Raw genomic sequence first — 23,827 nt, forward strand, 5'->3', positions numbered from 1 at the left:
AGTACTTGATTTTCAAGTTCTTTCAGCGCTTCGCCGCTGGGAGTGGTGCGCATTATAGGGAGTTTAAATTGGCCGTCAACGACTAATTTAAACTTTCTGCAAAAAACTGTCCGATCGATCAGTTTATCGCCATCGCCTGCCCTGGCAGACGGCGCTCTTGGCGCAGCAGGTAGACACCTACCAACAGGCCGACCAAGCACAGCGCCACCACATAATAAGCCGGGCCCAGCGGATCCTCCTTCATTAGTAGCGCGACGACCATCGGGGTTAGGCCACCGAAGATGGCGTACGCCAGGTTGTACGAGAAGGACAGACCGGTGAAGCGGACCACCGGCGGGAAGGCGTTGACCATCACATAAGGCACTGCGCCAATGACGCCGACGCACAGACCGGTAATCGCATACAGCGGGAACAACCAGTCCGGATGCGCCTTCAAGCTGGTATAGAAGGCCCAGGACACTACGCCCAGCAGGATGCTTCCAACTATAAAGGTGCGCCCCGCGCCGAAACGGTCGGCAAGGCGACCGGCCAGGATGCAACCGACGCTCAGGCAGACGATGGCCACGCTGTTGGCCTTCAGCGCGGTCGCCGCATCGAAGCCGTAAATGGTCTGCAGTACCGACGGGGTCATCAGGATCACCACCACGATGCCGGCAGACAGCACCCAGGTCAGCAGCATGGACAGCACCACCGCCGGGCGATGTTCACGCACGACCACACCCAGCGGCACTTCCTCGGCCAGTTGCTTGCGCAGTTGCAGTTCGGCGAACACCGGCGTCTCGTGCAGCCAGCGGCGCAGGTAGACGGAAAAGAGACCGAAGATGCCGCCCAGCAGGAATGGAATCCGCCAAGCGTAGCCATGGACTTCTTCCGCGCTGAAGACACTGTTGATCAGGGTCGCAACCAGCGAACCGATAAGGATGCCCGCAGTCAGACCCGACGTGAGCGTGCCGCAGGCATAGCCGACATGGCGATGCGGTACGTGCTCGGCGACAAATACCCAGGCCCCCGGCACTTCACCACCAATGGCAGCGCCCTGGATGACGCGCAGCAGCAGAAGCGCCAGTGGCGCCCAGATGCCGATCTGCTCGTAGGTCGGCAGCAGGCCCATGATCAGTGTGGGCACGGCCATGAGGAAGATGCTGAGGGTGAACATCTTCTTGCGGCCCAGCAGGTCGCCGAAGTGCGCCATGACCACGCCGCCCAGCGGGCGGGCCAGGTAGCCGGCGGCGAACAGGCCGAAAGTCTGCAACTGGCGTAGCCACTCGGGCATGTCGGCGGGGAAGAACAGTTTGCCGACCACGGTGGCGAAGAAGACGAAGATGATGAAGTCGTAGAACTCCAGGGCGCCGCCCAGGGCGGACAAGGAGAGAGTCTTGTAGTCGCTGCGGGTCAACGGACGTGACGCGGGCGCGGCAGGAGCGTTCACAGAAGGCATGGTGCTTTTTATCTCTGCAGGCAAGGTGGCTGCGGCCGGCAGCCGCAGGTGCCGCACCATAGCAAATTGCACGAAGACGACACAGCGGCCGCGCCCACGGGAAAATCTCGAAGTCCTGCGGTCGTCGCACAGGGCCCTGCTTCTATATAATGCAGCCGGGCCGATCAAAAGCTGCCCCAAGGCCTTGCACCGGCAGGTGTCTTGGGAGAGTTTTTCCACAACCTCACCATGAGTACGCCGGGGGCACGAGGCCCTTACCTATGATCGAGCTTGAACAAGAAGACCCCATCCCGCAGGGCGACCTGGCCTTGCAGATCACCGCCCTGCCACGCGAAACCAACGGCTTCGGCGACATCTTCGGGGGCTGGCTGGTGGCGCAGATGGATCTCGCCGGTACCGCCATGTCCAGCCGCATTGCCGGTGGCCGCGTAGCCACGGTAGCCATCGACCGTATGGCGTTCCTGGTCCCGGTCGCTGTCGGCGCGCAGCTCTCCTTCTATACACAGACCCTGGAAGTGGGCCGCAGCTCGATCCGCATGCTGGTCGAGGTTTGGAGCGACGACCCGCTGTCCAGCGAGTGGCGCAAGGTCACCGAGGCGGTGTTCGTCTTCGTCGCCATCGACGGCAGCGGCCGTACCCGTCCGGTTCCTCCGCGTCGTGGCTGAAAACTGAAAACGCCGGCTCTCTCGCCGGCGTTTTCGTCTCCGCTTTACGGAATCAGCGTAGCGGTTTGCCGCGCACCGGAGCACCGTTGGCCTTGTAGTAGTCGGCGGTACTGCGGGGCAGTGCCGGACGGCCGCGCACCTTATCGGCGAGCTTCTCGGCCATCATGATGGTGGTGGCGTTGAGGTTGCCGGTGATGATCAGCGGCATGATCGACGCATCGATCACCCGCAACCCCTCCATGCCGTGCACGCGGCCTTCCCCATCGACCACCGCCATGTCGTCCTCGCCCATCTTGCAGGAACAGGACGGGTGGAACGCGGTTTCCGCATGCTCGCGAATGAAGGCATCCAGGTCGGCGTCGCTCTGCTTGTCCAGGCCCGGGCTGATTTCGCGACCGCGATAAGGGTCGAGCGCCGGCTGGTTCATGATCTCGCGAGTGAGACGGATACCGTCGCGGAACTCCTGCCAATCCTGTTCGCAGGACATGTAGTTGAACAGGATGCTCGGGTGCTTGCGCGGGTCGCGCGAGGTCAGGTTGATTCGCCCGCGACTGGGCGAGCGCATGGAACCGACATGGGCCTGGAAGCCATGCTCGCTCACCGCGTTGCTGCCGTTGTAGTTAATCGCCACCGGCAGGAAGTGGTACTGGATGTTCGGCCACTCGAATTCCGGACGGCTGCGGATGAAACCGCCGGCCTCGAACTGGTTGCTCGCGCCCAGCCCCGTACCGAGGAACATCCACTGCGCGCCGATCTGCGGCTGGTTCCACCATTGCAGCGCCGGGTACAGCGACACCGGCTGCTTGCAGGCGTACTGCAGGTACATCTCCAGATGGTCCTGGAGGTTCTGGCCGACGCCGGGCAGGTCGTGCACGACCTCGATGCCCAGGTCGCGCAGCAAGGCGGACGGGCCGACGCCGGAGCGCTGCAGCAGTTGTGGGGAAGCGATGGCGCCAGAGCAGACCAGCACTTCGCGGCGTGCTCGGACTTCCTTCAGCGCGTTGTCATCGCCATGCAGATAGGTCGCGCCAATGGCGCGCTTGCCGCTGAACAGGATGCGGTCCGTCAGTGCATGGGTGACGATGGTCAGGTTGGGGCGCTCGCGAGCCTGGTCCAGGTAACCACGGGCGGTGCTGGCGCGCCGGCCCTGCGGGGTAACGGTACGGTCCATGGGACCGAAGCCTTCCTGCTGATAACCGTTGAGATCCTCGGTACGCGGGTAACCGGCCTGCACGCCGGCCTCGACCATGGCGTGGAACAGCGGATTGTTGCCAGCCTTGGGCGTGGTGACGCTCACCGGGCCGTTGCCGCCGTGGTAGTCGTTGGGGCCGATGTCGCGCGTCTCGGCCTTGCGGAAATACGGAAGGCAGTCGAGGTAAGTCCAGTCTTCCAGGCCCTTCTCCTGTGCCCAGCCGTCGAAATCCATGGCATTGCCGCGGATGTAGCACATGCCGTTGATCAGCGAGGAGCCGCCCAGGCCCTTGCCGCGCCCGCATTCCATGCGGCGGTTGTTCATGTACGGTTCCGGATCGGTCAGGTACGCCCAGTTGTAGCGGCGGCCCTGCAGCGGGTAGGCCAGCGCGGCGGGCATCTGCGTGCGGAAGTCGGCGCGGTAGTCCGGGCCGCCGGCTTCGAGCAGCAGGACGCTGACGTCGGCGTCTTCGGTCAGGCGGGTGGCCAGTACGTTACCGGCAGAACCGGCGCCGATGATGATGTAGTCGTATTCCTGGGACATGCAGGCCTTCCTCTTTTTCAGGCATGACACCGCCCGCGACGCGTGCGCGCCGGTGTCTGCGTGTGGGGAATGGCCGGTGGTCAGGGAGTCATGCCTGCGACCGGCCTTTCATGGCTCGATCGCGGCGATCAGAACACCGAGGTGTAGTCGCCCAGCTCTACCTGTACGGATTTGATGCGAGTGTAGTGAGCCAGGGTGGTCAGGCCGTTCTCACGACCGACCCCCGATTGCTTGTATCCGCCAACCGGCATCTCGGCCGGCGACTCGCCCCAGGTGTTGATCCAGCAGATGCCTGCTTCCAGGCGGTGAATCGCCCGGTGCGCGCGGGCCAGGTCCTGGGTGACGACGCCAGCGGCGAGGCCGTACTCGGTGTCGTTGGCGCGGCGGATGGCCTCGTCTTCGCTGTCGTAGACGAGGATGCTCATGACCGGCCCGAAGATTTCCTCGCGGACGATGGTCATGTCGTCACGGCAGTCGGTGAACACGGTCGGGGCGACATACGCGCCCTTGCCGAACTCGCCCTGGGTGACGCGCTCGCCACCGCACAGCAGGCGGGCCTTCTGTTCTTTGCCGGACTCTATATAGGAGAGCACGCTCTCCATGTGTGGAAAGCTCACCAACGGGCCGAAGTTGGTGTTTTCGTCCTGCGGGTTGCCCAGGCGAATGCGCTTCACGCGTTCCAGCACCTTCGCCTCGAAGCGCGCCTGCAGGTTGCGCGGGATGAACACCCGGGTACCGTTGGTGCACACCTGGCCGGAGCTGAAGAAGTTGGCCATGACGGCAATGTCGGCGGCGCGGTCGAGGTTCGCGTCCTCGAAGATGATCAGCGGCGACTTGCCGCCCAGCTCCATGGTGACTTCCTTGAGCGAGGAGCTGGAAGCGCTGGCCATGACCTTCTTGCCGGTGGAGGTGCCGCCGGTGAAGGAAATCTTCTCGATGGCAGGATGCTCGGTCAGCCACTGGCCGACTTCGCGGCCGCTGCCGGTGAGCACGTTGAACACGCCATCGGGCAGGCCGGCCTCGGTGTAGATCTCGGCGAGCTTGAGCACCGAAAGCGGGGTGACTTCGCTGGGCTTGAAGATCATCGCGTTACCGGCGGCCAGGGCCGGCGCGGATTTCCACAGGGCGATCTGGATCGGGTAGTTCCAGGCGCCGATACCGGCGACCACGCCCAATGGCTCGCGGCGGGTGTAGACGAAGCTGGTCTCGCGCAGAGGGATCTGCTCGCCTTCGATGGCGGGCACCAGGCCGGCGTAGTACTCCAGCACGTCGGCGCCGGTGACGATATCGACGAAGCGGGTCTCGGCCAGTGGCTTGCCGGTGTCGAGGGTTTCCAGTTCGGCGAGTTCGTCGTTGCGCTCGCGAAGGATGTCCACGGCGCGGCGCAGGATGCGCGAGCGCTGCATGGCAGTCATCGCCGCCCAGACTTTCTGCCCTTCCACCGCGCTCTGCACGGCGCGCTCGACGTCTTCCTTCGAGGCGCGTTGTACCTGGGCGAGGACTTCACCGTTGGCCGGATTGATGGTTTCGAAGGTGGCGCCGCTGGTGGCTTCCACGTAGCGACCGCCAATGTAGAGCTTCTGTACTTCGAATCGAGCCATGGTGCGGTGGTCCTCTCTTGTCGGTGTCAGCGCAAGGCTGCGCCCGCTACCCGGGGCGCTTGGCCAGTTGTTGGTCGAGGTAGTCGTTGGCAATTGCCAACGCCTGCTCGGTGTCGAAGGCGTCGCCCGAAAGCGCGCCCCGCAGCCAGAGGCCGTCGATCAGCGCGGCCAGCCCGCGAGCGGCGCTGCGGGCCTGGGCCAGCGGCAATTCGCGGCGGAACTGGCTGCACAGGTTCGAATACAGCCGGTGGTCATTGATCCGTTGCAGGCGACGCAGCTGCGGCTGATGCATGCTGCTGGCCCAGAACGCCAACCAGGTCTTCATGGCCGGGCCGTTGACCTGGGAGCTGTCGAAGTTGCCCGCGATGATGGCGCGCAGATGCGAACGCGGTTCGTCGTTGCGCAAGGTAGCGCGGCGCTCGGCGACGGCCTTGCTCAATGCCGACATCAAATGTCGCATCGTCGCTTCCAGCAGCCCGTTCTTGTCCTGGAAGTAGTGGCTGATGATGCCGTTGGAAACCCCCGCCAGGCGGGCGATCAGGGCGATGCTGGCGTCGCTCATGCCCACCTGGTCCACCGCCTCGAGGGTCGCGTGGATCAGCTGGGAGCGGCGAATCGGCTGCATACCGACCTTGGGCATTTTTCAATCTCCTCTTCGCCGGGCGTACCTGTGCCGTCCGGCGATACTGTGGGCCAGTCTATTCGTTTTTTATTGAACGCTCAATCAACTAAGAATATGCTGCGTTGCATCAACACCCCCAGGCGCCCGCATGGCGGGGCCCGTACCGTTCATCGCTACGCCACACTCCAACCCGCAAGGATCGCAGAATCCGCACCGGATGTGTCGTAGCCGCTCTCCCCGGTGACGTCGCCTGACGGCACCTGCCCGTTGCGACGGGCCCTTCACAGCCCGGCCCCTGCCGGGCTTTCTTTTGCCCTACGTCAGGACCTGCGCCGCGCGCCAACGACTATGGTTTCAGTCATACCCCTCGCGAGGAACGCCGCCATGCCGCAACACCCACTCTGGCAAGCCCTGGGCCGCCACTGGAAATGGATCGCCCTGCGCGGCGTCGCCGCCCTGCTGTTCGGCATCCTCGCCATGGTCTGGCCAGGTATCGTGCTGACGGTGATGGTGCTGTTCTTCGGCGCCTACGCCTTCGTCGACGGACTCTTCACCCTGATCGCCGCCGCGCAGATGCGCGAATCCGGCCGGCCCTTGTGGCCGCTGGTGCTGGTGGGAGTGCTGGGGATTGCTGCCGGGCTGGTCGCCTTCTTCTGGCCACAGCTGACTGCGCTCGGCCTGCTGATGCTGATCGCCGGCTGGGCGCTGGTGATGGGGGTGCTGCAGATCATCGCGGCGATCCGCCTGCGCAAGGCGCTGCAGAACGAATGGTGGCTGGGGCTTTCCGGCGTGGTGTCGGTGCTGTTTGGTGTGCTGATGATCGGCAATCCAGGTGCCGGGGCGATCGCTGTGGCCTGGGTGATCGGCGCTTACTCGGTGTTCTTCGGTGTCCTGCTGATCCTGCTCGCACTGCGCCTGCGCAAGACCTCGACTTTCGATGCCTGATGAGCGGGACTGGTGCCTGCTGCGCCTGGACGACAACGGCAACCGCTTCGTCATGCGCCGCCAGCTGACCCGCGCCGAGGCCGAAACCCTGGCGCGGGACTACCAGGCGCGCGGCCATAGGCAGACCTACTGGGCAGAGCGCGAAACGCCCCGCCCGGCCTGACTCAGCAGCCGGTCAGGCGCTCTTCCACGCGCTCGGCGGGGAAGAAGATCGGCCGCAGGCGCACCCCCACGGTATTGCCGAAGAACGCCGCGACCAGCCACAACCAGCCATGCAGACTGCCGGAGGCGATGCCGCTGAAGTACGCGCCGATATTGCAGCCGTAGGCCAGGCGTGCGCCGTAGCCCAGCAGCAGGCCGCCGATCACTGCCGCGACCAGCGAGCGAGCGGGAATCTTCAGGCTCGGTGCGAAGCGACCGGCGAGGCCGGCGGCCAGCAATGCGCCGATCATGATGCCGAAGTCCATGACGCTGGTGACGTCCTGCCAGACCGGCGCAGCCAGCGCCTTGGCGTTGGCGTCGGCCTGCCAGAACGCCCATTGGTCGACGGCTATCCCCAGGCTTCCGAACGCCTTCGCGCCCCACAGGGCGAAAGCCGAAGTGACGCCCCACGGACGCCCGGCCAGCGCCAGGGTCGCGAAGTTCAGCAAAGCCAGTGCCACGGCGCCCCACACCAGCGGCCAGGGACCGCGCAGGAAGCGGCCGGCACCGTGCTCGCCATTGCTCGCTATCAGCTCCAGCGCGCCATGGCGACGACGCTCCAGCACGACGCTGACGGCTGCAATGCCGGCAAACAGCGCCAGGCTCAGTATCAGCGCGGGGAACAGACCAAGGGACTGGACGATCGAGGTCGGCGGCAACGACGGCAGGGCGAACCACCAGCCGATATGGTGGGTGGCGATCACCGAACCGAGGATGAAGAACAGCAAGGTCACCAGCATGCGCGCATTGCCGCCGCCCACGGTGAACAGCGTGCCGGAAGCGCAGCCGCCGCCCAGCTGCATGCCGATACCGAAGATGAAGGCGCCGACGATCACCGACGTGCCGGCCGGCGACACCAGCCCCTTCACTGGCTCGCCGAACAGCGTACCGGCCGCAAGCGCCGGGAAGAACAGCAGCACCGCGATGGCCAGCATCACCATCTGTGCGCGCAAGCCGGCGCCACGCCGTTCACGGATGAACACGCGCCAGGCGGAGGTGAAACCAAACGCTGCGTGGTAAAGGGTCAGCCCCAGCGCACCGCCGACCAGGAACAACAGTGCCTGGCGCCCGCTTACCGCCTGGGCGAGGAACAGCGCGCCGGCCAGCAACAGAAGGAAGGCAATCCAGAGCGCGCTGGACTTGCGCTCGGGGACGGTGGACAAGGCGAGGCTCATGGCGGCTCCGGTTTTTTCGAGAGGGGCGACAGTCTAGGGAGCGTAGTGCCTCCCGCCAACTTCGTAAGTCAGCTAAGGAAATAACCAGGTGTCAGGACACGACTTCGGGCGCATAACGCCTCAAGCGTTATCCGCCAAAACCGCCGTGCCAGGGGCCGGACGGCGGATAACCGTGAACGGTCATTCGCCCTACGCCCAGGCCTTGCGCAGGGCCTTGAGCGCCTCGGCGATCCGCGCCTCCGGCACCGCCGCGAAGCCCAGCACCAGTCCGGCACGCTGGTCTTCCGGCTCGGTGGACTCTGGCAGCCAGTAATCGCTCAGGGCATTTACCTCCACGCCGACGGACGCCGCGCGCCGCACCAATTCCAACTCTCGCTCGCGGCTATCGACCCGCACGCACAGGTGCAGGCCGGCGTCCACCGTCGGCATCGCTGCACAGCCGGCGACCTCCGGCCAGCCACGCAGCAGCGCGTCACGGCGGCTGCGAGCGGCCCGGCGCATACGACGGACATGCCGCTGGAAGTGCCCTTCGGCGATGAAGTCGGCCATCACCCGCTGGGTGCCGACCTCCGAGTGGCGTACGTCCAGCGCCCGGCGGCGGGCAAAGGCCTGCGCCAGCGCCGGCGGCACGACGAGATAGCCCAGACGCAGCGCGGGGAAGGCGATCTTGCAGAAGGTGCCGACGTAGAGCACACGGTCATGGCGATCCAACGCCGCCAGCGGCATCAGTGGCGTGCCGCTGTAGCGGTACTCGCCGTCGTAGTCGTCTTCGACGATCCAGCCGTTGCTGCGCTCGGCCCATTCCAGCAACTCCAGACGGCGCGCCAGCGAGAGCGTTACGCCGGTGGGGTACTGGTGCGAAGGCGTGACGTAGACCAGCCGGCAATCCGGCAATTGCTCCAGTTGGTCGGTACGCAGACCGTCCGCGTCCACCGCAACGCCATGCAGATGCGCACCCGCTGTGGCGAACGCATGCCCGGCGGCGCGGTAGCCGGGGTTCTCGATGGCTGCGCCGTCACCCTCGGCCAGCAGTACCTGCGCGCACAGCGCGATGCCCTGCTGGGCACCGCTGGTGATGATGATCTGCCCGGCGTCGCAGTGCAGGCCGCGGGTACTGCGCAGGTAGGCGGCGACCAGTTCGCGCAGGCGCTGCTCGCCGGCCGGGTCGCCGTAGCCCAGGCAGTCCAGCGGCGGATCGCGCCAGAAGCGCGCCTGCAGACGCGCCCAGGTATCGAAGGGAAAGAGATCGAAGGCCGGCACACCGACCCGGAAAGCGCGCGGCGCACCGGTGGGCGGCAGCGGCAGATGATGGCGCGCGAGGCGCTCCAGCGACGGTGCGTCGGGGCTGCGCGTTTCATTGCGCACCGTATCAACAGAGGGCTGCACCCGTTCGGCCACATAGGTTCCATCGCCAGTACGCCCCTCGATATAGCCCTCGGCGTAGAGCTGCTCGTAGGCGCGCACCACGGTATTGCGGGAAACATTCAGCGACGCCGCCAGGTCGCGGCTGGCCGGCAATCGCGAACGCGCCGCGAGGCGGCCATCGAGAATCCGCTCACGCAGCGCCTGGAACAACTGCAGCCCCAGCGGGCGCGCGGGATCGAGGCGAATACCGGACGGGTTGAAAGGCAGCGGAACACTCATGGGGCAGCTTCCAGGGCAGCGGCAATGGTTCCTTTGATTTGATCACGAATGGCTCTTTAGCAGAACCAATTCAGCGCCTAGGCTGGAAGCATTCCAACGCACACAAGGCCGTCACCATGTCTTCCGCTGTCGAGATTCGCCCGATCACCACCGATGATCACGCCGCCTGGCTGCCGCTCTGGCAGGGCTACCAGCGCTTCTACAAGACCACCATCGATGAGGCCACCAGCGCGGTCACCTGGCAGCGTTTCCTCGATGCGGCCGAGCCGATGCACGCGGCCCTCGCCTGGCGCGACGGCGAGGCCATCGGCATGGTGCACTTCATCTACCACCGCTCCTGCTGGACCCAGGGCGACTACGTCTACCTGCAGGACCTGTACGTCGCTGAAGGCCAGCGCGGCGGCGGCATCGGCGCGCAGTTGATCGAACACGTCTACGCCGACGCCCGCGCCAACGGCGCCTCGCGGGTGCACTGGCTGACCCACGAGAGCAACACCGACGCCATGTTCCTCTACGACCGGATCGCCGACCGCTCCGGGTTCGTCCAGTACCGCAAGATTCTCTGAGCCGGAGCGCCCATGAACGACCAACCCCTGCTGAACTGGCACCCCGCCGCCAGCCCCGAACGCCGCACCCTGACCGGCCGCAGCATCAACCTCGTGCCGCTGGACGTCGCCCTCCACGGCGATGACCTGTGGCTAGCGCTGCAAGGTCCGGATTCCGACCCGCTCCTGTGGGACTACCTGCCCTACGGGCCCTTCCCCGAACGCGCGCCGTTCGATGCCTGGCTGGCGGGCAACGCGGCGAGCAATGACCCGCTGTTCTTCGCCGTGATCGACCGTACGAACGGCCGCGCTGTCGGCCTGCTCAGCTACCTGCGGATCTTCCCCAAGGACGGCAGCATCGAAATCGGCCACATTGCCTACGGCCGCGTGATGCAGCGCTCGCCGGCCTCCACCGAGGCCGTGTACCTGCTGGCCAAGTGGGCCTTCGAGATGGGCTACCGCCGCCTGGAATGGAAGTGCAACGCGCTCAACGCCCGCTCCATGCGCGCCGCCGAGCGCCTGGGCTTCGTCTTCGAGGGCACTTTCCGCCAGGCTACGGTAGTCAAGGACCGCAACCGCGACACCGCCTGGTTCTCCATCATCGACAGCGAGTGGCCGCGCTGCGAGCAGGCCTTCGAGGCTTGGCTGGGTGCGTCCAACTTCGACGGCGAAGGGCGACAGCGCGCACACCTGGCAGAGCTGCGCCTGCGCTGATCTTTTCATTCTCCGGGAACTGCCTGCGCCGCGAAGGATCGGTGATACTGAAACTTTCGCAGCGCAGTCCCGGAGACCACCATGAGCAGCGACATCCAGACTCCCCGCGTCGAACAGGTGCAGATCGATGAGCTGCCCTGTTGGCGCATCCATACCGCTTATGGTGAAGCCCTGATTGCCCAGCAGGGCGCGCAACTGCTGAGCTACCAGCCCCACGAGCAACCGCCGCTGGTATGGCTGAGCGACACCGCGGAGTACCGCCATGGCCAGTCGCTGCGCGGCGGCGCGCCCGTCTGCTGGCCCTGGTTTGGCAACCTGGAGCGCAACCCGGTGGAAATCCGTACCGCCTACCAGGGCGACAAGCCCCCCGCCCACGGCCTGGTGCGAGCGCTGGACTGGCAGCTGGACGATATCGCCGACGAGCTGGGCCAGCTTTCCGTGCACTTCAGCTTCGACGCGCGCAACGGTCTGCCGGGCTGGGCCCACTCCGCACGGCTGGAGCTGGTGATGCGTTTCGGCGAACACCTGACGCTGGAAATGACCACCCACAACCTGGGCACCGCGTCGTTGCCGATCAGCCAGGCCCTGCACACCTACTTCGCCGTAGGCGACGCGCGCCAGGCCAGCATCGAGGGGCTGCAGGGCTGCCGCTATGTCGAAACGCTGGAAAACTGGGAGCTACGCGAGCAACACGGCGTGGTGCGCATTGCCGGGGAAACCGACCGCATCTACCTGGACGTGGAGAAGCCGCTGGTGATCCGCGACCAGGCCTGGGAGCGCGACATCCACATCAAGGCCAGCGGTTCGCGCTCGGCGGTGGTGTGGAACCCCTGGATCGACAAGGCCGCCCGCCTGTCACAGTTCCCCGACGATGCCTGGCAGCAGATGCTGTGTATCGAGACCGCGCGGGTCTGGGACGACGTGATGAGCGTGGCGCCGGGACGCAGCGAAACGATGACGGTGGAAATCTGGGGCAAACCGCTGGAGGGCTGATGCCTCAGCGATATGACAATACGTAGGAGCGGACTCCGTCTGCGATCGGTCCGCATCGGGCCGGACGCCAATCGCGGACGGAGTCTCCTACGAGATGCTTCTGCGCTTGGGGCGGCCCTCACCCCAGCCCTCTCCCAAAGGGAGAGGGCTGGGGTGAGGGAAGGCACTGGCACGGACTTATCTGAAGAAGACCGTTGCTCCTACGAGGGCAATACCCTACAGATCGCTCTCCTCCACCGGCCGCACCTTGGCGTCGTCGATGGCGTAGGCCGCATCGGCCAGGTCATTGCTGACCTTTTCGACCTTCAGCGTGCCGCTGACCCAGATCGGGTTGTAGATATCGTCGATCCGGATGCCCTTGGGGTAGCGCACCAGCACGATCTGGTTCGGCGGCGGCGGCGGCACATGGATGCAGGCGCCTGGGTAAGGCACCAGGAAGAATTCGGTGACACGCCCCTTGGCGTCGTTCTCCAGCGGCACCGGGTAGCCGCCCAGACGCAGCGCCTTGCCATTGAGCGCGGCAACGGTTTTGGTCGAGTACATCACCTGCGGCAGCTTCTTGTCGGACTGCTTGAGCCCGCCCTTGTTGGTGAAGGTGCCATTGGCCTCGGGGCCGTTGTGGGTGATTTCCGGCATGTTTTCCAGCGCCTTGCGGTCACTGGGCGGCATCAGGGACAGCCAGTCGGTTTCCGGGAGTTCGGCGGCGGACGCCAGGGAAGTCAGCAGAATCAGGCAGCAGGCGAGCAATGGTCGGCGCATCGTGGACTCGAGAGGCCCGGTCGGGCACAGGCGGGATATTCCTCCAGCGCCCTCCCCCTGGTGGGAGAGGGCCGGAATTCACCGTCAATTCTTCTTGATCAGGCCGTAAATGACCAGCAGCACGATGGCGCCGATCACCGCGCCGATGAAGCCTGCCGCCTGGCCGGCCGCGTAGATGCCCAGCGCCTGGCCGCCATAGGTGGCCAACAGCGAGCCGCCGATGCCGATCAGGATGGTCATGATCCAGCCCATGCTGTCATCGCCGGGCTTGAGGAAGCGTGCGATGAGTCCGACGATCAGGCCGATGACGATGGTTCCGATTAATCCCATGACAAACCCTCCTTGTGGGTTGAGCGCGGTGAGTACGCGCTTGTCATGGGACAGTGTAGGAAACGTCGGCGTTCCGTGTTTTGCCGCGCCCCAGAGCGACTGCCGGTGTTTCGCCAGCCTTACAGCGTTGTGGAAGACCGGCATGAAAAAAGCCGCGCCAGTGATTGACGCGGCTTCTTTCGGAGCACCGTAACGGTCAACCCCTGGCGATCAACGCCTCGACCTCGGCGATACGCGCCTTCAGGGTCGGCAGGTCAGTGCTGCGCAGGGTGGCGTGGCCCACCTTGCGCCCGGCCTTGAAGGCCTTGCCGTAGTGGTGCAGGTGGCAGTCGGCGATGTTCAGCACCTCGGCCACCGGCGGCACTTCGCCGATGAAATTGAGCATGGCGCTCTCGCCCACTTTCGCCGTGGAGCCCAGCGGCAGGCCGGCGATGGCGCGCACGTGGTTCTCGAACTGGCTGCACTCGGAGCCTTCGATCGTCCAGTGCCCGGAGTTGTGCACGCGCGGAGCGATCTCGTTGGCCTTCAGGCCGCCGTCGACCTCGAAGAACTCGAAGGCCATCACACCGACATAGGCCAGCTTGTCGAGCACGCGGCCGACGTAGTCCTCGGCCAGCTGCTGCAGCGGATGGTCGGTGCTCGCCACGGACAGGCGCAGGATGCCGTTCTCGTGGGTGTTGTGCACCAGCGGGTAGAAGCGCGTCTCGCCATCACGGGCACGCACCGCCACCAGCGACACTTCGCCGGTGAAGGGCACGAAGCCTTCGAGGATGCAGGGCACGCTGCCCAGTTCGGCGAAGGCGCCAGTGACGTCCTCGGCCTTGCGCAGGACCTTCTGGCCCTTGCCGTCGTAGCCCAGGGTGCGGGTCTTCATCACTGCCGGCAGGCCGATGCTGGCCACCGCGGCGTCGAGGTCGGCCTGGGACTGCACGTCGGCGAAGGCCGGGGTCGGAATCCCCAGGTCCTTGAACATGGACTTCTCGAACCAGCGGTCGCGGGCGATGCGCAGCGACTCGGCGTTCGGATAGACCGGCACGAACTGCGAGAGGAAGGCCACGGTCTCGGCCGGGACGCTCTCGAACTCGAAGGTCACCAGGTCGACCTGGTCGGCCAGTTGGCGCAGGTGGTCCTGGTCGCTGTAGTCAGCACGGATGTGCTCGCCCAGGGCTTGCGCGCAGGCGTCCGGCGCCGGGTCGAGGAAGGCGAAGTTCATGCCCAGCGGGGTGCCCGCCAGGGACAGCATGCGGCCCAGCTGGCCGCCACCGATGACACCGATCTTCATGGTTCTGCTCAGGCCTCGCGCGGATCGGGATTGTCCAGCACCGTCTCGGTCTGGGTGGCGCGGAACTGCTTCAGCGCCTCGTGGTATTTCGGGTACTTGGCGCCCAGGATGCTGGCGGACAGCAGGGCGGCATTGGTGGCGCCGGCCTTGCCGATGGCCAGGGTGGCGACCGGGACGCCCGCGGGCATCTGCACGATGGACAGCAGCGAATCGACGCCCGAGAGCATGGAGGACTGCACTGGCACGCCGAGCACCGGCAGGTGGGTCTTGGCGGCGCACATGCCCGGCAGGTGGGCGGCACCGCCGGCGCCGGCGATGATCACTTCGATGCCGCGGCCATCGGCCTCTTCGGCGTACTGGAACAGCAGGTCCGGAGTACGGTGGGCGGAAACCACCTTCACTTCGTACGGAATGCCGAGCTTGTCCAGCATGTCTGCGGTGTGGCTCAGGGTGCTCCAGTCGGATTTGGAACCCATGATCACGCCAACCAGTGCGCTCATCGTCGTGCCTCTCTCAAGTGCGCTCTTGGGCGCGTCAGAAACCAACAAGCCACGACTCCGTGAGGGCGTGGCTTGTACGTGGCCAAACCGGCGGGCAGTGCCGGCTTGAAGGCGGCGCAGTATACCGCAAAGGGCACGACGGAGTGCACTGGGCATGACCGTTGGTCCCGATTTCGTCATTCCTGCATCGAAGATGCCTGCAACGACCTCCGAAGAGACTTCGGAAAAGCTTGCCTCAGCTCAAGATGGCCTAGGCTCAGGGGCTCAGACTCTTCTGACACGTTCCTGTCCCGGACGGGGCAGGTCCCTCACCCTTCAAGGAGCGAGTGCAATGTCCACGACCCTGCCCACGACCATGAAAGCCGCTGTCGTCCACGCCTTTGGCGAGCCGCTGCGGATCGAGGAAGTCAAAGTCCCGCTGCCCGGCCCCGGGCAGATCCTGGTGAAGATCGAGGCCTCCGGCGTCTGCCACACCGACCTGCACGCCGCCGAAGGCGACTGGCCGGTGAAGCCGAGCCTGCCGTTCATCCCCGGCCATGAAGGCGTCGGTTTCGTCGCCGCGGTCGGCGCTGGCGTCACCCGCGTGAAGGAAGGCGACCGCGTCGGCGTGCCCTGGCTGTACACCGCCTGCGGTTGCTGCGAGCACTGCCTGACCGGCTGGGAAACCCTTTGCGAAAGCCAGCAGAACACCGGCTACTCGGTAAACGGCGGCTACGCCGAATACGTGCTGGCGGACCCGAACTATGTCGGCATCCTGCCGAAGAATGTCGGCTTTACCGAGATTGCGCCGATCCTCTGCGCGGGCGTCACCGTGTACAAGGCGCTGAAGGAAACCGAGGCACGTCCCGGCCAGTGGGTGGCCATTTCCGGCATCGGCGGCCTGGGCCACGTCGCCGTGCAGTACGCCAAGGCCATGGGCCTGCACGTGGTGGCAGTGGACGTGGATGACGCCAAGCTGGAGCTGGCGCGCAAGCTCGGCGCCAGCCTGACCGTCAATGCGAAGAAAGAGGACCCGGTCGAAGTGGTGCAGCGTGATATCGGCGGCGCCCACGGCGTAGTCGTCACCGCCGTGTCCAACAGCGCCTTCGGCCAGGGCATCGGCATGGCCCGCCGGGGCGGTACCGTGTCGCTGGTCGGCCTGCCGCCGGGCGACTTCCCCACGCCGATCTTCGACGTGGTGCTCAAGGGCCTGCACATCACCGGCTCCATCGTCGGCACCCGCGCGGACCTGCAGGAAGCCCTGGACTTCGCCGGCGAAGGCCTGGTGAAAGCCACCGTCGCCGCCGGCAAGCTGGATGACATCAACGCCATCCTCGACCGCATGCGCGCCGGGCAGATCGAAGGACGGATCGTGGTGGAGATGTAGGCCCCGCTCCAAACACCAAGCTCTGCGTAGGATGGCGTGGAGCGCAGCGATACCCATCGATTGCGCTGCAGACAGCATGGGTATCGCTGCGCTCCAACCCTCCTGCAGGAGCGTCCGGGCTCAGCTTCAGAACTCCACAGTGGTCGAAACCTCGAACTGCCGCGGCTCGCCCACGGCGACGTAGAGGTTGTTCGCCGCCGACGGGTAGTAGGTGCGGTCGAACAGGTTCTTCACGTTGAACTGGAAGCCGACGTTGTGGCCACCCAGCTTCGTGTCGTAGCTGGCGAAGGCATCGGTCACGGTGTAGGACGGCAATTCGAAGGAGTTGGACGGGTCGCCCGCACGCTTGCCCACGTAGCGCGGCCCGCCGCCCAGGCGCAGGTTGTCGCCGCCGAAGATCGACCCGGCGTCGTATACCGCCGCCAGCGAGGCGGTTTCCTTGGCCACGTTCTGCAGGCGGTTGCCCTCCAGCACCGGGTCTTCGGTGACCTCGGCATCCAGCCAGGCGTAGCTGCCGATCAGGTTCCAGTGCTCGCTCAGCTGGCCGGTGACATCCAGTTCCGCGCCATAGGAGCGCACCTTGCCGGCGGTGCTGACGCGGCTGTCGCCGTTGGCGTCGAGCTGGGTGACCATCACGTTGCGCTTGCGGATGTCGAAGAAGGCCAGGTTGGCGGTGACACGGCCGGGGATGTCGAGCTTGCCGCCGATCTCCCAGGAGGTCGCTTCTTCCGGCTGGATCGCCGAGTCGATCACCTCGCCCGTGGACAGCGGCGCGATGGTGGAGTTGGGCTTGAACGACTGGGTGTAGCTGCCATATAGCGACATCTCGTCGTTGATCTTGTAGATCACCCCGGCGCGCGGTACCCACTTCTGTCCGCTGATATCGGTGTTGGCCTTGAACGGCCGGCCGCGCCCGGCGTACTGGTCATACATCTGGTAGCGCCCGCCGGCGACCAGAATCCAGTGGTCGTCCAGGTGCCAGGAGTCCTGCAGGAACAGCGAGTCGCTGCGCAGCTTGTCGGTCTGGTCGCTGTCCGCCGGGCTGACGCGCGTGGCGGGTGAAATCTGCCCGTAGACCGGATCGAGGTAATTGAAGGTGGTGTTCTTCGTGTCGCGGATCAGGTCGGCGCGGTAGATCTTGCGCTTCTCGCTGTCGATGCCGAAGCTGACTTCGTGGCGGAAGCCGCCCAGTTGCAGGTCGCCGTTCAGCCCGGCGGTGGCGAAGCTGTCGCTGCTCACCGCGCCGCGGGTGGCGTCGGTGCGGCGGGTCAGGGTGCCGTTGCTGTTGACCCTGGTGACGCGGGCCTGGTTGTCGTCGTAGGTCTCACGGGTCCAGCCGTAGGCGAAATGCGCCTTCCAGGCATCGTCGATGCGCTGCTCGACGTCCAGTCGAGTCAGGTCGGAGCGGCCTTCAGTGATGTTGAAGGGCTCGTCCAGGCGACGCGTACGGGGGATATCCAGCGGCTTGTTGGTGCGCGGGTCGATGGCGGTGCCACGGTCGAACGGCGTCTTGAACTCACGGTGCTCGTAGCTGAGGTTCACCGTGGTGTCCTCGCCGAACCAGGCCAGCGAGGGCGCGACGAGGGTCTCGCGCTGCTGGCCGAAATTGCGCCAGTAGTTCTCGTCCTGGTGATCGACGATCAGCCGGTAGGCCAGGTTGGTCTCGCCCAGCGGGCCGGTGGTGTCGACCTGCGCGCCGCTGCCCTGTTTGCCGTGGGCGTAGGTCGAGCCACGCAGGGTGACGGCGTTGTACTGCTGCAGCTGCGGCTTCTTGCTCACCACGTTGACGATGCCGCCCGGGTCCTGGATGCCATACAGCAACGAGGCCGGCCCCTTGAGCACTTCGACGTGGTCGGCGGTGGCGGTGAGGTTGCGGCCCAGCACCGAGGGCAGGCCGTCGCGCATGATCGAACCGTCGCGGTTATCGCCGAAACCCCGCTTCATCACCGCGTCCTGGGTGCCGCCGAGGGTGTTGGCCTGGGTGATACCGCTGATGTTGCCAAGCGCGTCGTCAAGATTGCGCGGCTTCTGGTCGTGCAGCGCCTGGGCCGGGACAGTGACGATGCTTTGCGGGGTTTCCAACACCGGCGTGTCGGTGCGACCGATGGAGGCGACCGGTGCCGGTTGGTAGCTGGTCGACGCCGCCTGGCCGGTGACGGTGGTATCGGTGAGGCTCAGGGTGTCGGTCGGCACGCGCTCCAGGGTCAGGGTGCGGCCATCGAGGTCGCGGAAGCGATAGCCGGAGCCCGCCAGCATGCGATTCAGCGCGTCGTTGGCGCTGAGCTGGCCGGAGACCGCCGGGGCTTGGAGGTCGTACGGCGCCTCGTCGGTGTAGACCACACTGAGGCCGGTCACCCGGCTGAACTCGCTCAGCGCCTGGGGCAAGGGTTGAGCCGCAATGGCGAAACCAAAGCGCGCCTGCAGGGCAGCGCCGGCGGCGGCATTCTCGGCCCACGCGGAGGGAGCCTGCGCGGCGACCAGGGCAGCGCCCAGCACGACGGCGGCAAGGGGTTTCAGGGATAGCTCGGGAACAACGCGGCGCAGCGGGATCATCGGGGCTCTCTTGCTCGAAGGTCGGACTACACATGCGAATAAATCGCATTCATGACCACTACACGGAGCAGCCGCCGCAGTACCTCACCCCTTTTTCGAAAAAATCTTCGCCCTCAGCGGATCAGCACGAAGCGACCGAGCAGAGGCTGCTGATGGAAGCCCACCACCGCCTGCAGGGAATCCAGCGCCGCCTGAGGGTCGGTGCTGCGGAAACTGCCGCTGACCCGGCGCTGCGCCAGCTCGCTGTCCAGCAGCACGATGCGGCCCGGGTAGTAAGTGCCCAGGCGCTCCAGCACCTCGCCCAGCGGCGCGCGGTAGAAGGTCAGCCAGCCCTGGCGCCAGGCCAGCGCGGCCTGGGCATCGGCGGGCTGCGCATCACCGAGCCGCGTGCCGTCGATGCCGACCCGTTCGCCAGCGCCCAGCACCACTTCCGGCATGCCGGCGGCATGGCTGCCACGCACCGAGACGCGGCCTTCGGCGACCGTGACGCGGGTCTGCTCGCCCCGGCGACGGACTTCGAACTCGGTGCCCAGCACCCGCGCTTCACCCTCTCCGGCGCGCACCACGAAGGGTTTGGGCAGATGTTTCACGGCAAAGGACGCAGCACCGCGCAGCAGGTCGACGCGGCGTTGTTCACCGTCCAGGGAAACCGCGACGGCGCTGTCGGCGTCCAGGGTCAGGCGCGAGCCGTCGCCCAGGGTGATCTCCCGCACTTCGCCCGGCGCGCTGACGTAGTCGGCGGAGAGATCGGTCAGCCAGTGCCCCGGCGACCACCAGGCACCGGCCCAGAGCATCAGCAACAGGCAGGCGGCGCTGGCCAGCGGGTAGGCCCAACGCCGGTGGTTGCTCTGCGCGCGGCGCGGCGCCGGACGGTCCATCGCGGTGAGATAGGCGCCCAAAGCATTGCCCTCTTCCGCCGCCAGCCGTTGCGCCGGCGCGGCACTGGCCTGCCAGAGCGCATCGACTTCGGCATAGGCGCGGGCATGTTGCGGATCGGCCGCCAGCCACGCCTGGAAAGCCGCCAGCCATACGTCGCCGCCAGCGTCGTTCAGGCGCAGCAGCCACTGGCGCGCCTGCCGCTGGGCGTCCTCGGGCGAGGTGGCGATTTCAGGCTTCATCGGTCGGCGGCTCCACGGCGATCTGCCCGCGCGGCGGGCTCAAGGCTCGCCTTGCAGGCATCGAGGGCGCGCATCATATGTTTTTCCACCGCGCTCTGGGAAAGCCCCATGGCCGCGGCGATCTCGCCGTAGGTGCGGCCATGCACACGACTGAGCAGGAAGATATGGCGGGTGCGCTCGGGCAACTGGCGCAGGGCGTCTTCGATGAGGTCCAGTTCGGCGCTGGCCTGCACCGCCTGCTCTGGGGAAGGCTGGGCATCGTCCTGGTCGGGCAGCAGCGCGCTCAGGGTTCGCCCGCGCGAATCTTCACCGCGCAGGTGATCGATGGCGAGGTTGCGCGCACTGCGCAGCAGGTAGCTGCCGAGTTCTTCCACTGGTGCCTGCGGGCGCTTCCAGAAGCGCAGGAACAGGTCCTGGACCAGGTCCGCCGCGGTGGCCCGGCAACCGACGCGACGTCGTACCAGGGCTTCCATGCGCGGACGCTGGGAAAGGAACACCCGCAGGAAATCCTCGCGCGGCAACGCCTCGGCGGGCGCCGGGGCGTCCGCGGTGCGGGAATCGGCCGGGCGGTCGGAATGGGACATCGGGGCTGCAGGCTCGCCAGCGGTCCGCACCGAAACCGGTGCGAGGGGGAGACCGTGGAAAGCCGCAAATGATAATGCTTATCAAATAAACAGAATAGCCCCGGCTGTCTGCCTCAGGGCGTTTCGTCCAGCCCCAGGCCGCCTTCGAGCTTGCGCCAGAGCAGGCGAATCTGCGCCTTGCGCACCAGCGCACAGCGGTACAGGCGGATTTCCTGCGGGACAATCCAGTGCGGGCCGCCGCACAGCGCCAGCTCACCACGCGCCAGCTCCGACTCCATGCTCAGGCGCGGCACCCAGGCCACACCCATGCCTTGCAGCGCCATGCTTTTAAGGCTGTCGGCCATCGCCGTTTCATAGACCGTCGTGTAACGCAGGTTGCGCTGGCGCAGCAGCAGGTTCACGCCGCGACCGAGGAAGGCACCGGCACTGTAGGCCAGCAGCGGCACGCTCTGCCCGCTGTCGAGATCGAAGAGCGGCACGCCGGCGGAGTTCACCGCGCACACCGGCAGCATTTCGGTGCGCCCCAGGTGCAGCGAGGGGAAGACCTCCGGGTCCATCTGCAAGGCGGCGTCCGGGTCGTAGAAGGCCATCATCAGGTCGCAGCCGCCTTCGCGCAGCAGGTGTACCGCCTCGCCGACGTTGGTCGCCACCAGGCGGCTGGCGATATTCAGGCCTTCCGAGCGCAGCCGGGAAATCCACGCGGGGAAGAAGCCCAGCGCCAGCGAGTGCGCGGCGGCGAACTGCAGCACCTCGCCCTGCCCGCCTTCCAGGTGGTGCAGGTGGCGCACCACCTGGCCGAGTTGCTCAACCACCGCGCGGGCGGTGACGAGGAACAGCTGGCCGGCCTCAGTCAGCTCGATGGGCGTGCGCTGGCGGTTCACCAGGGTCAGGCCGAGGGCATCTTCCAGGCTGCGGATGCGTCGGCTGAAGGCCGGCTGGGTGACGAAGCGCTTTTCGGCGGCCTGGGAAAAACTGCGGGTGGTGGCCAGGGTGCTGAAGTCTTCCAGCCATTTGGTCTCGAGGTTCACGTCAACTCCAACGCATTCACACGCTGATCGATTGGTCAGGAGCCGGGCGCGCGTAGCACAGTCACACGCTCGCCGTCATCAATTCGTCACAGGGTACATTATGCCGTTCGTGCATGAGGCAGCCTTTAACAGCATTGGCCGACGAAAGGCGAAATCCCTAGTCTACCGGGCATCGCGGCACTGGCCGTGTTTCCCTGAGACAATCCCCGTCATGTCCCCTGTTGCATCGTTCCGCATCGAGAAAGACCTCCTCGGCACCCTCGAAGTACCTTCTGACGCCTACTTCGGCATCCAGACCCTGCGCGCTGTGAACAACTTCCGCCTCTCGGGCGTGCCGCTGTCGCACTACCCGAAACTGGTCGTCGGCCTGGCGATGGTCAAACAGGCGGCAGCCGATGCCAACCACCAGCTTGGCCACCTGTCGAACGAGAAGCACGCTGCCATCAGCGAAGCCTGTGCCCGCCTGATCCGCGGTGACTTCCACGACCAGTTCGTGGTGGACATGATCCAGGGTGGCGCCGGTACTTCCACCAACATGAACGCGAACGAAGTGATCGCGAACATCGCGCTGGAAGCCATGGGCCATACCAAGGGTGAGTACAAGTACCTGCACCCGAACAACGACGTGAACATGGCGCAGTCGACCAACGACGCTTACCCGACCGCCATCCGCCTGGGCCTGCTGCTCGGCCACGACACCCTGCTGGCCAGCCTCGACAGCCTGATCCAGGCCTTCGCCGCCAAGGGCGTCGAGTTCGCCGGCGTACTGAAGATGGGCCGTACCCAGCTGCAGGACGCGGTACCGATGACCCTCGGCCAGGAATTCCACGCCTTCGCCACCACCCTGGGCGAAGACCTCGACCGCCTGCGTCGCCTGGCGCCGGAACTGCTGACCGAAGTGAACCTCGGCGGCACCGCGATCGGCACCGGCATCAACGCCGACCCCGGCTACCAGAAGCTGGCTGTCCAGCGCCTGGCTGAAATCAGCGGCCACCCGGTCGTTCCGGCTGCCGACCTGATCGAAGCCACCTCCGACATGGGCGCCTTCGTGCTGTTCTCCGGCATGCTCAAGCGCACCGCGGTCAAGCTGTCGAAGATCTGCAACGACCTGCGCCTGCTGTCCAGCGGCCCGCGCACCGGCATCAACGAGATCAACCTGCCGCCGCGCCAGCCGGGCAGCTCGATCATGCCGGGCAAGGTCAACCCGGTGATCCCGGAGGCGGTGAACATGTGCGCCTTCGAAATCATGGGTAACGACCTGGCGCTGACCATCGCGGCCGAAGGCGGCCAGTTGCAGCTGAACGTGATGGAGCCGCTGATCGCCTACAAGATCTTCGACTCGATCCGCCTGCTCCAGCGCGCCATGGACATGCTGCGCGAGCACTGCATCACCGGCATCACCGCCAACGTCGAGCGCTGCCACCAGCTGGTGGAGCACAGCATCGGCCTGGTCACCGCGCTGAACCCGTACATCGGCTACGAAAACTCCACCCGTATCGCCAAGACTGCGCTGGAAACCGGCCGCGGAGTGCTGGAGCTGGTTCGCGAGGAGAAGCTGCTGGACGAAGCCACCCTGGCCGACATCCTGCTGCCGGAAAACATGATCGCCCCGCGCCTGATTCCGCTGCGCGCCTGATCCTCCGCCCGGCGCGAGCCGGGCACGTCTCACCGGTTGAGGGGGAGTATTCCTCCCTCACCTTTCAGGGATTGGTTACCCCCAGTCCCTTCTTTTATACCCGGCGCCGCGGGTTTACCCGAGGCGCCACGTCTCACCGGTTGAGGGGCCTCTTGGCCCACTCTCCTTTAGAAGGGACACCGCTTACCCCGGTGTCCCTATTTTTTTGCCTGAAATCCGGGCGCGGCGGAAAACATGGCAGACGGAGTCCGCGCCTACGCCGGTTCAGGTTTCGTAGGAACGGACTCCGTCCGCGATTGGCATGAGTCGCACGGCACCGTAGGGCGCATAACCGCTTGCTGTGATCCGCCAGTTCCGTGCCAGGCACAGTGGCGGATAACGCTGCGCGTTATT

General features: G+C 65.9%; 22 protein-coding genes. 8 read left to right on the forward strand and 14 right to left on the reverse strand.

Translation table 11 applies throughout. The features are described from left to right. Positions 1 to 118 precede the first annotated feature (118 nt). Positions 119 to 1,438 carry an MFS transporter gene (locus tag A9513_RS16350; protein ID WP_024766729.1) on the reverse strand — a complete coding sequence of 440 codons (1,320 nt, stop codon included), beginning with the start codon at positions 1,436 to 1,438 and terminating at the stop codon, positions 119 to 121. Between the two features lie 260 nt (positions 1,439 to 1,698). Here A9513_RS16350 and A9513_RS16355 point away from each other — a divergent pair, with 260 nt between their 5' ends. Beyond that, on the forward strand, positions 1,699 to 2,103 hold the full coding sequence (locus A9513_RS16355; RefSeq protein WP_017521585.1) for an acyl-CoA thioesterase: 405 nt from the start codon (positions 1,699 to 1,701) through the stop codon (positions 2,101 to 2,103). A 52-nt stretch (positions 2,104 to 2,155) separates the two neighbouring features. Here the strand turns inward: A9513_RS16355 and betA are convergent, their stop codons facing one another. The 3 genes from betA to betI all read right to left on the reverse strand — a co-directional run bounded on the left by betA (position 2,156) and on the right by betI (position 6,079). Further along, complete coding sequence (gene betA / locus A9513_RS16360) at positions 2,156 to 3,838, reverse strand: choline dehydrogenase (protein WP_024766730.1); 1,683 nt, start codon at positions 3,836 to 3,838, stop codon at positions 2,156 to 2,158. Between the two features lie 128 nt (positions 3,839 to 3,966). Then, a complete protein-coding gene (betB, locus tag A9513_RS16365) occupies positions 3,967 to 5,439 on the reverse strand; it encodes a betaine-aldehyde dehydrogenase (RefSeq protein ID WP_065085083.1) in 1,473 nt (490 codons plus the stop codon). Between the two features lie 46 nt (positions 5,440 to 5,485). Beyond that, positions 5,486 to 6,079, reverse strand: a complete 594-nt coding sequence (gene betI / locus A9513_RS16370) for a transcriptional regulator BetI (protein WP_024766732.1) — start codon at positions 6,077 to 6,079, stop codon at positions 5,486 to 5,488. 366 nt (positions 6,080 to 6,445) lie between these two features. On the opposite strand from betI, the gene A9513_RS16375 reads away from it, so the two are divergent. Next, positions 6,446 to 7,006, forward strand: a complete 561-nt coding sequence (locus A9513_RS16375; RefSeq protein WP_065085084.1) for an HdeD family acid-resistance protein — start codon at positions 6,446 to 6,448, stop codon at positions 7,004 to 7,006. Beyond that, positions 6,999 to 7,169, forward strand: coding sequence for a hypothetical protein (locus A9513_RS36105; protein WP_176707255.1), 171 nt, complete (start codon positions 6,999 to 7,001; stop codon positions 7,167 to 7,169). Before A9513_RS16375 ends, A9513_RS36105 begins: the two co-directional genes overlap by 8 nt. Before the next feature lies 1 nt (position 7,170). Here the strand turns inward: A9513_RS36105 and A9513_RS16380 are convergent, their stop codons facing one another. Both A9513_RS16380 and A9513_RS16385 read right to left on the reverse strand, forming a co-directional pair. Continuing rightward, positions 7,171 to 8,382, reverse strand: coding sequence for a YeeE/YedE family protein (locus tag A9513_RS16380; RefSeq protein ID WP_065085085.1), 1,212 nt, complete (start codon positions 8,380 to 8,382; stop codon positions 7,171 to 7,173). Between the two features lie 189 nt (positions 8,383 to 8,571). Beyond that, entirely contained in the window at positions 8,572 to 10,026 is a 1,455-nt protein-coding gene (locus A9513_RS16385; RefSeq protein ID WP_024766735.1) for a PLP-dependent aminotransferase family protein, read from the reverse strand. 116 nt (positions 10,027 to 10,142) lie between these two features. Here A9513_RS16385 and A9513_RS16390 point away from each other — a divergent pair, with 116 nt between their 5' ends. The 3 genes from A9513_RS16390 (at position 10,143) to A9513_RS16400 (ending at position 12,278) form a co-directional block, all read left to right on the forward strand. After that, entirely contained in the window at positions 10,143 to 10,592 is a 450-nt protein-coding gene (locus A9513_RS16390) for a GNAT family N-acetyltransferase (RefSeq protein WP_065085086.1), read from the forward strand. 12 nt (positions 10,593 to 10,604) lie between these two features. After that, positions 10,605 to 11,285 (forward strand): GNAT family N-acetyltransferase, encoded by a 681-nt coding sequence (locus A9513_RS16395; protein ID WP_024766737.1) that lies wholly within the window; start codon positions 10,605 to 10,607, stop codon positions 11,283 to 11,285. Between the two features lie 81 nt (positions 11,286 to 11,366). Next, positions 11,367 to 12,278, forward strand: coding sequence for a D-hexose-6-phosphate mutarotase (locus tag A9513_RS16400; protein WP_065085087.1), 912 nt, complete (start codon positions 11,367 to 11,369; stop codon positions 12,276 to 12,278). A 216-nt stretch (positions 12,279 to 12,494) separates the two neighbouring features. Here the strand turns inward: A9513_RS16400 and A9513_RS16405 are convergent, their stop codons facing one another. The 4 genes from A9513_RS16405 to purE form a co-directional block, all read right to left on the reverse strand. Then, entirely contained in the window at positions 12,495 to 13,037 is a 543-nt protein-coding gene (locus tag A9513_RS16405; RefSeq protein WP_024766739.1) for a DUF3299 domain-containing protein, read from the reverse strand. 84 nt (positions 13,038 to 13,121) lie between these two features. Next, positions 13,122 to 13,367: a GlsB/YeaQ/YmgE family stress response membrane protein gene (locus A9513_RS16410; RefSeq protein ID WP_017521572.1), complete on the reverse strand. Its 246-nt coding sequence runs from the start codon at positions 13,365 to 13,367 to the stop codon at positions 13,122 to 13,124. 196 nt (positions 13,368 to 13,563) lie between these two features. Continuing rightward, positions 13,564 to 14,649: a 5-(carboxyamino)imidazole ribonucleotide synthase gene (locus A9513_RS16415; protein WP_065085088.1), complete on the reverse strand. Its 1,086-nt coding sequence runs from the start codon at positions 14,647 to 14,649 to the stop codon at positions 13,564 to 13,566. 8 nt (positions 14,650 to 14,657) lie between these two features. Continuing rightward, positions 14,658 to 15,149 carry a 5-(carboxyamino)imidazole ribonucleotide mutase gene (gene purE / locus A9513_RS16420; protein WP_024766741.1) on the reverse strand — a complete coding sequence of 164 codons (492 nt, stop codon included), beginning with the start codon at positions 15,147 to 15,149 and terminating at the stop codon, positions 14,658 to 14,660. A 331-nt stretch (positions 15,150 to 15,480) separates the two neighbouring features. Between purE and adhP the strand changes: the two genes are divergently transcribed. Continuing rightward, positions 15,481 to 16,515: an alcohol dehydrogenase AdhP gene (gene adhP / locus A9513_RS16425; protein WP_038803792.1), complete on the forward strand. Its 1,035-nt coding sequence runs from the start codon at positions 15,481 to 15,483 to the stop codon at positions 16,513 to 16,515. 126 nt (positions 16,516 to 16,641) lie between these two features. On the opposite strand, the gene A9513_RS16430 is transcribed toward adhP, so the two are convergent. The 4 genes from A9513_RS16430 to A9513_RS16445 form a co-directional block, all read right to left on the reverse strand. After that, positions 16,642 to 19,068, reverse strand: coding sequence for a TonB-dependent receptor (locus tag A9513_RS16430; RefSeq protein WP_065085089.1), 2,427 nt, complete (start codon positions 19,066 to 19,068; stop codon positions 16,642 to 16,644). A 113-nt stretch (positions 19,069 to 19,181) separates the two neighbouring features. Further along, the gene (locus A9513_RS16435) at positions 19,182 to 20,186 is read right to left on the reverse strand and encodes a FecR family protein (protein ID WP_065085090.1); all 1,005 of its coding nucleotides are present in this window, start codon (positions 20,184 to 20,186) and stop codon (positions 19,182 to 19,184) included. Further along, complete coding sequence (locus A9513_RS16440) at positions 20,183 to 20,770, reverse strand: RNA polymerase sigma factor (RefSeq protein ID WP_065085091.1); 588 nt, start codon at positions 20,768 to 20,770, stop codon at positions 20,183 to 20,185. The genes A9513_RS16435 and A9513_RS16440 overlap by 4 nt, the downstream gene beginning before the upstream one ends. Before the next feature lie 113 nt (positions 20,771 to 20,883). After that, entirely contained in the window at positions 20,884 to 21,798 is a 915-nt protein-coding gene (locus tag A9513_RS16445; protein WP_024766745.1) for a LysR substrate-binding domain-containing protein, read from the reverse strand. A 211-nt stretch (positions 21,799 to 22,009) separates the two neighbouring features. On the opposite strand from A9513_RS16445, the gene A9513_RS16450 reads away from it, so the two are divergent. Next, positions 22,010 to 23,434, forward strand: coding sequence for an aspartate ammonia-lyase (locus tag A9513_RS16450; protein ID WP_065085092.1), 1,425 nt, complete (start codon positions 22,010 to 22,012; stop codon positions 23,432 to 23,434). Positions 23,435 to 23,827: the final 393 nt, after the last annotated feature.

Origin of the sequence: Pseudomonas sp. AU12215, assembly GCF_001675465.2 — a bacterium.
Classification (GTDB): domain Bacteria; phylum Pseudomonadota; class Gammaproteobacteria; order Pseudomonadales; family Pseudomonadaceae; genus Pseudomonas; species Pseudomonas nitroreducens.

Excerpts from the sequence above, each read along its gene's own strand:
- betB (WP_065085083.1), bottom strand. The coding sequence starts at position 5,439 with ATGGCTCGATTCGAAGTACAGAAGCTCTACATTGGCGGTCGCTACGTG.
- A9513_RS16350 (WP_024766729.1), bottom strand. The coding sequence starts at position 1,438 with ATGCCTTCTGTGAACGCTCCTGCCGCGCCCGCGTCACGTCCGTTGACC.
- A9513_RS16390 (WP_065085086.1), top strand. The coding sequence starts at position 10,143 with ATGTCTTCCGCTGTCGAGATTCGCCCGATCACCACCGATGATCACGCC.
- A9513_RS16415 (WP_065085088.1), bottom strand. The coding sequence starts at position 14,649 with ATGAAGATCGGTGTCATCGGTGGCGGCCAGCTGGGCCGCATGCTGTCC.
- A9513_RS16450 (WP_065085092.1), top strand. The coding sequence starts at position 22,010 with ATGTCCCCTGTTGCATCGTTCCGCATCGAGAAAGACCTCCTCGGCACC.
- adhP (WP_038803792.1), top strand. The coding sequence starts at position 15,481 with ATGTCCACGACCCTGCCCACGACCATGAAAGCCGCTGTCGTCCACGCC.
- purE (WP_024766741.1), bottom strand. The coding sequence starts at position 15,149 with ATGAGCGCACTGGTTGGCGTGATCATGGGTTCCAAATCCGACTGGAGC.
- A9513_RS16400 (WP_065085087.1), top strand. The coding sequence starts at position 11,367 with ATGAGCAGCGACATCCAGACTCCCCGCGTCGAACAGGTGCAGATCGAT.
- A9513_RS16440 (WP_065085091.1), bottom strand. The coding sequence starts at position 20,770 with ATGTCCCATTCCGACCGCCCGGCCGATTCCCGCACCGCGGACGCCCCG.
- A9513_RS16430 (WP_065085089.1), bottom strand. The coding sequence starts at position 19,068 with ATGATCCCGCTGCGCCGCGTTGTTCCCGAGCTATCCCTGAAACCCCTT.
- A9513_RS16385 (WP_024766735.1), bottom strand. The coding sequence starts at position 10,026 with ATGAGTGTTCCGCTGCCTTTCAACCCGTCCGGTATTCGCCTCGATCCC.
- A9513_RS16435 (WP_065085090.1), bottom strand. The coding sequence starts at position 20,186 with ATGAAGCCTGAAATCGCCACCTCGCCCGAGGACGCCCAGCGGCAGGCG.
- A9513_RS36105 (WP_176707255.1), top strand. The coding sequence starts at position 6,999 with ATGCCTGATGAGCGGGACTGGTGCCTGCTGCGCCTGGACGACAACGGC.
- A9513_RS16355 (WP_017521585.1), top strand. The coding sequence starts at position 1,699 with ATGATCGAGCTTGAACAAGAAGACCCCATCCCGCAGGGCGACCTGGCC.
- A9513_RS16375 (WP_065085084.1), top strand. The coding sequence starts at position 6,446 with ATGCCGCAACACCCACTCTGGCAAGCCCTGGGCCGCCACTGGAAATGG.
- A9513_RS16410 (WP_017521572.1), bottom strand. The coding sequence starts at position 13,367 with ATGGGATTAATCGGAACCATCGTCATCGGCCTGATCGTCGGACTCATC.
- betI (WP_024766732.1), bottom strand. The coding sequence starts at position 6,079 with ATGCCCAAGGTCGGTATGCAGCCGATTCGCCGCTCCCAGCTGATCCAC.
- A9513_RS16380 (WP_065085085.1), bottom strand. The coding sequence starts at position 8,382 with ATGAGCCTCGCCTTGTCCACCGTCCCCGAGCGCAAGTCCAGCGCGCTC.
- A9513_RS16395 (WP_024766737.1), top strand. The coding sequence starts at position 10,605 with ATGAACGACCAACCCCTGCTGAACTGGCACCCCGCCGCCAGCCCCGAA.
- betA (WP_024766730.1), bottom strand. The coding sequence starts at position 3,838 with ATGTCCCAGGAATACGACTACATCATCATCGGCGCCGGTTCTGCCGGT.
- A9513_RS16405 (WP_024766739.1), bottom strand. The coding sequence starts at position 13,037 with ATGCGCCGACCATTGCTCGCCTGCTGCCTGATTCTGCTGACTTCCCTG.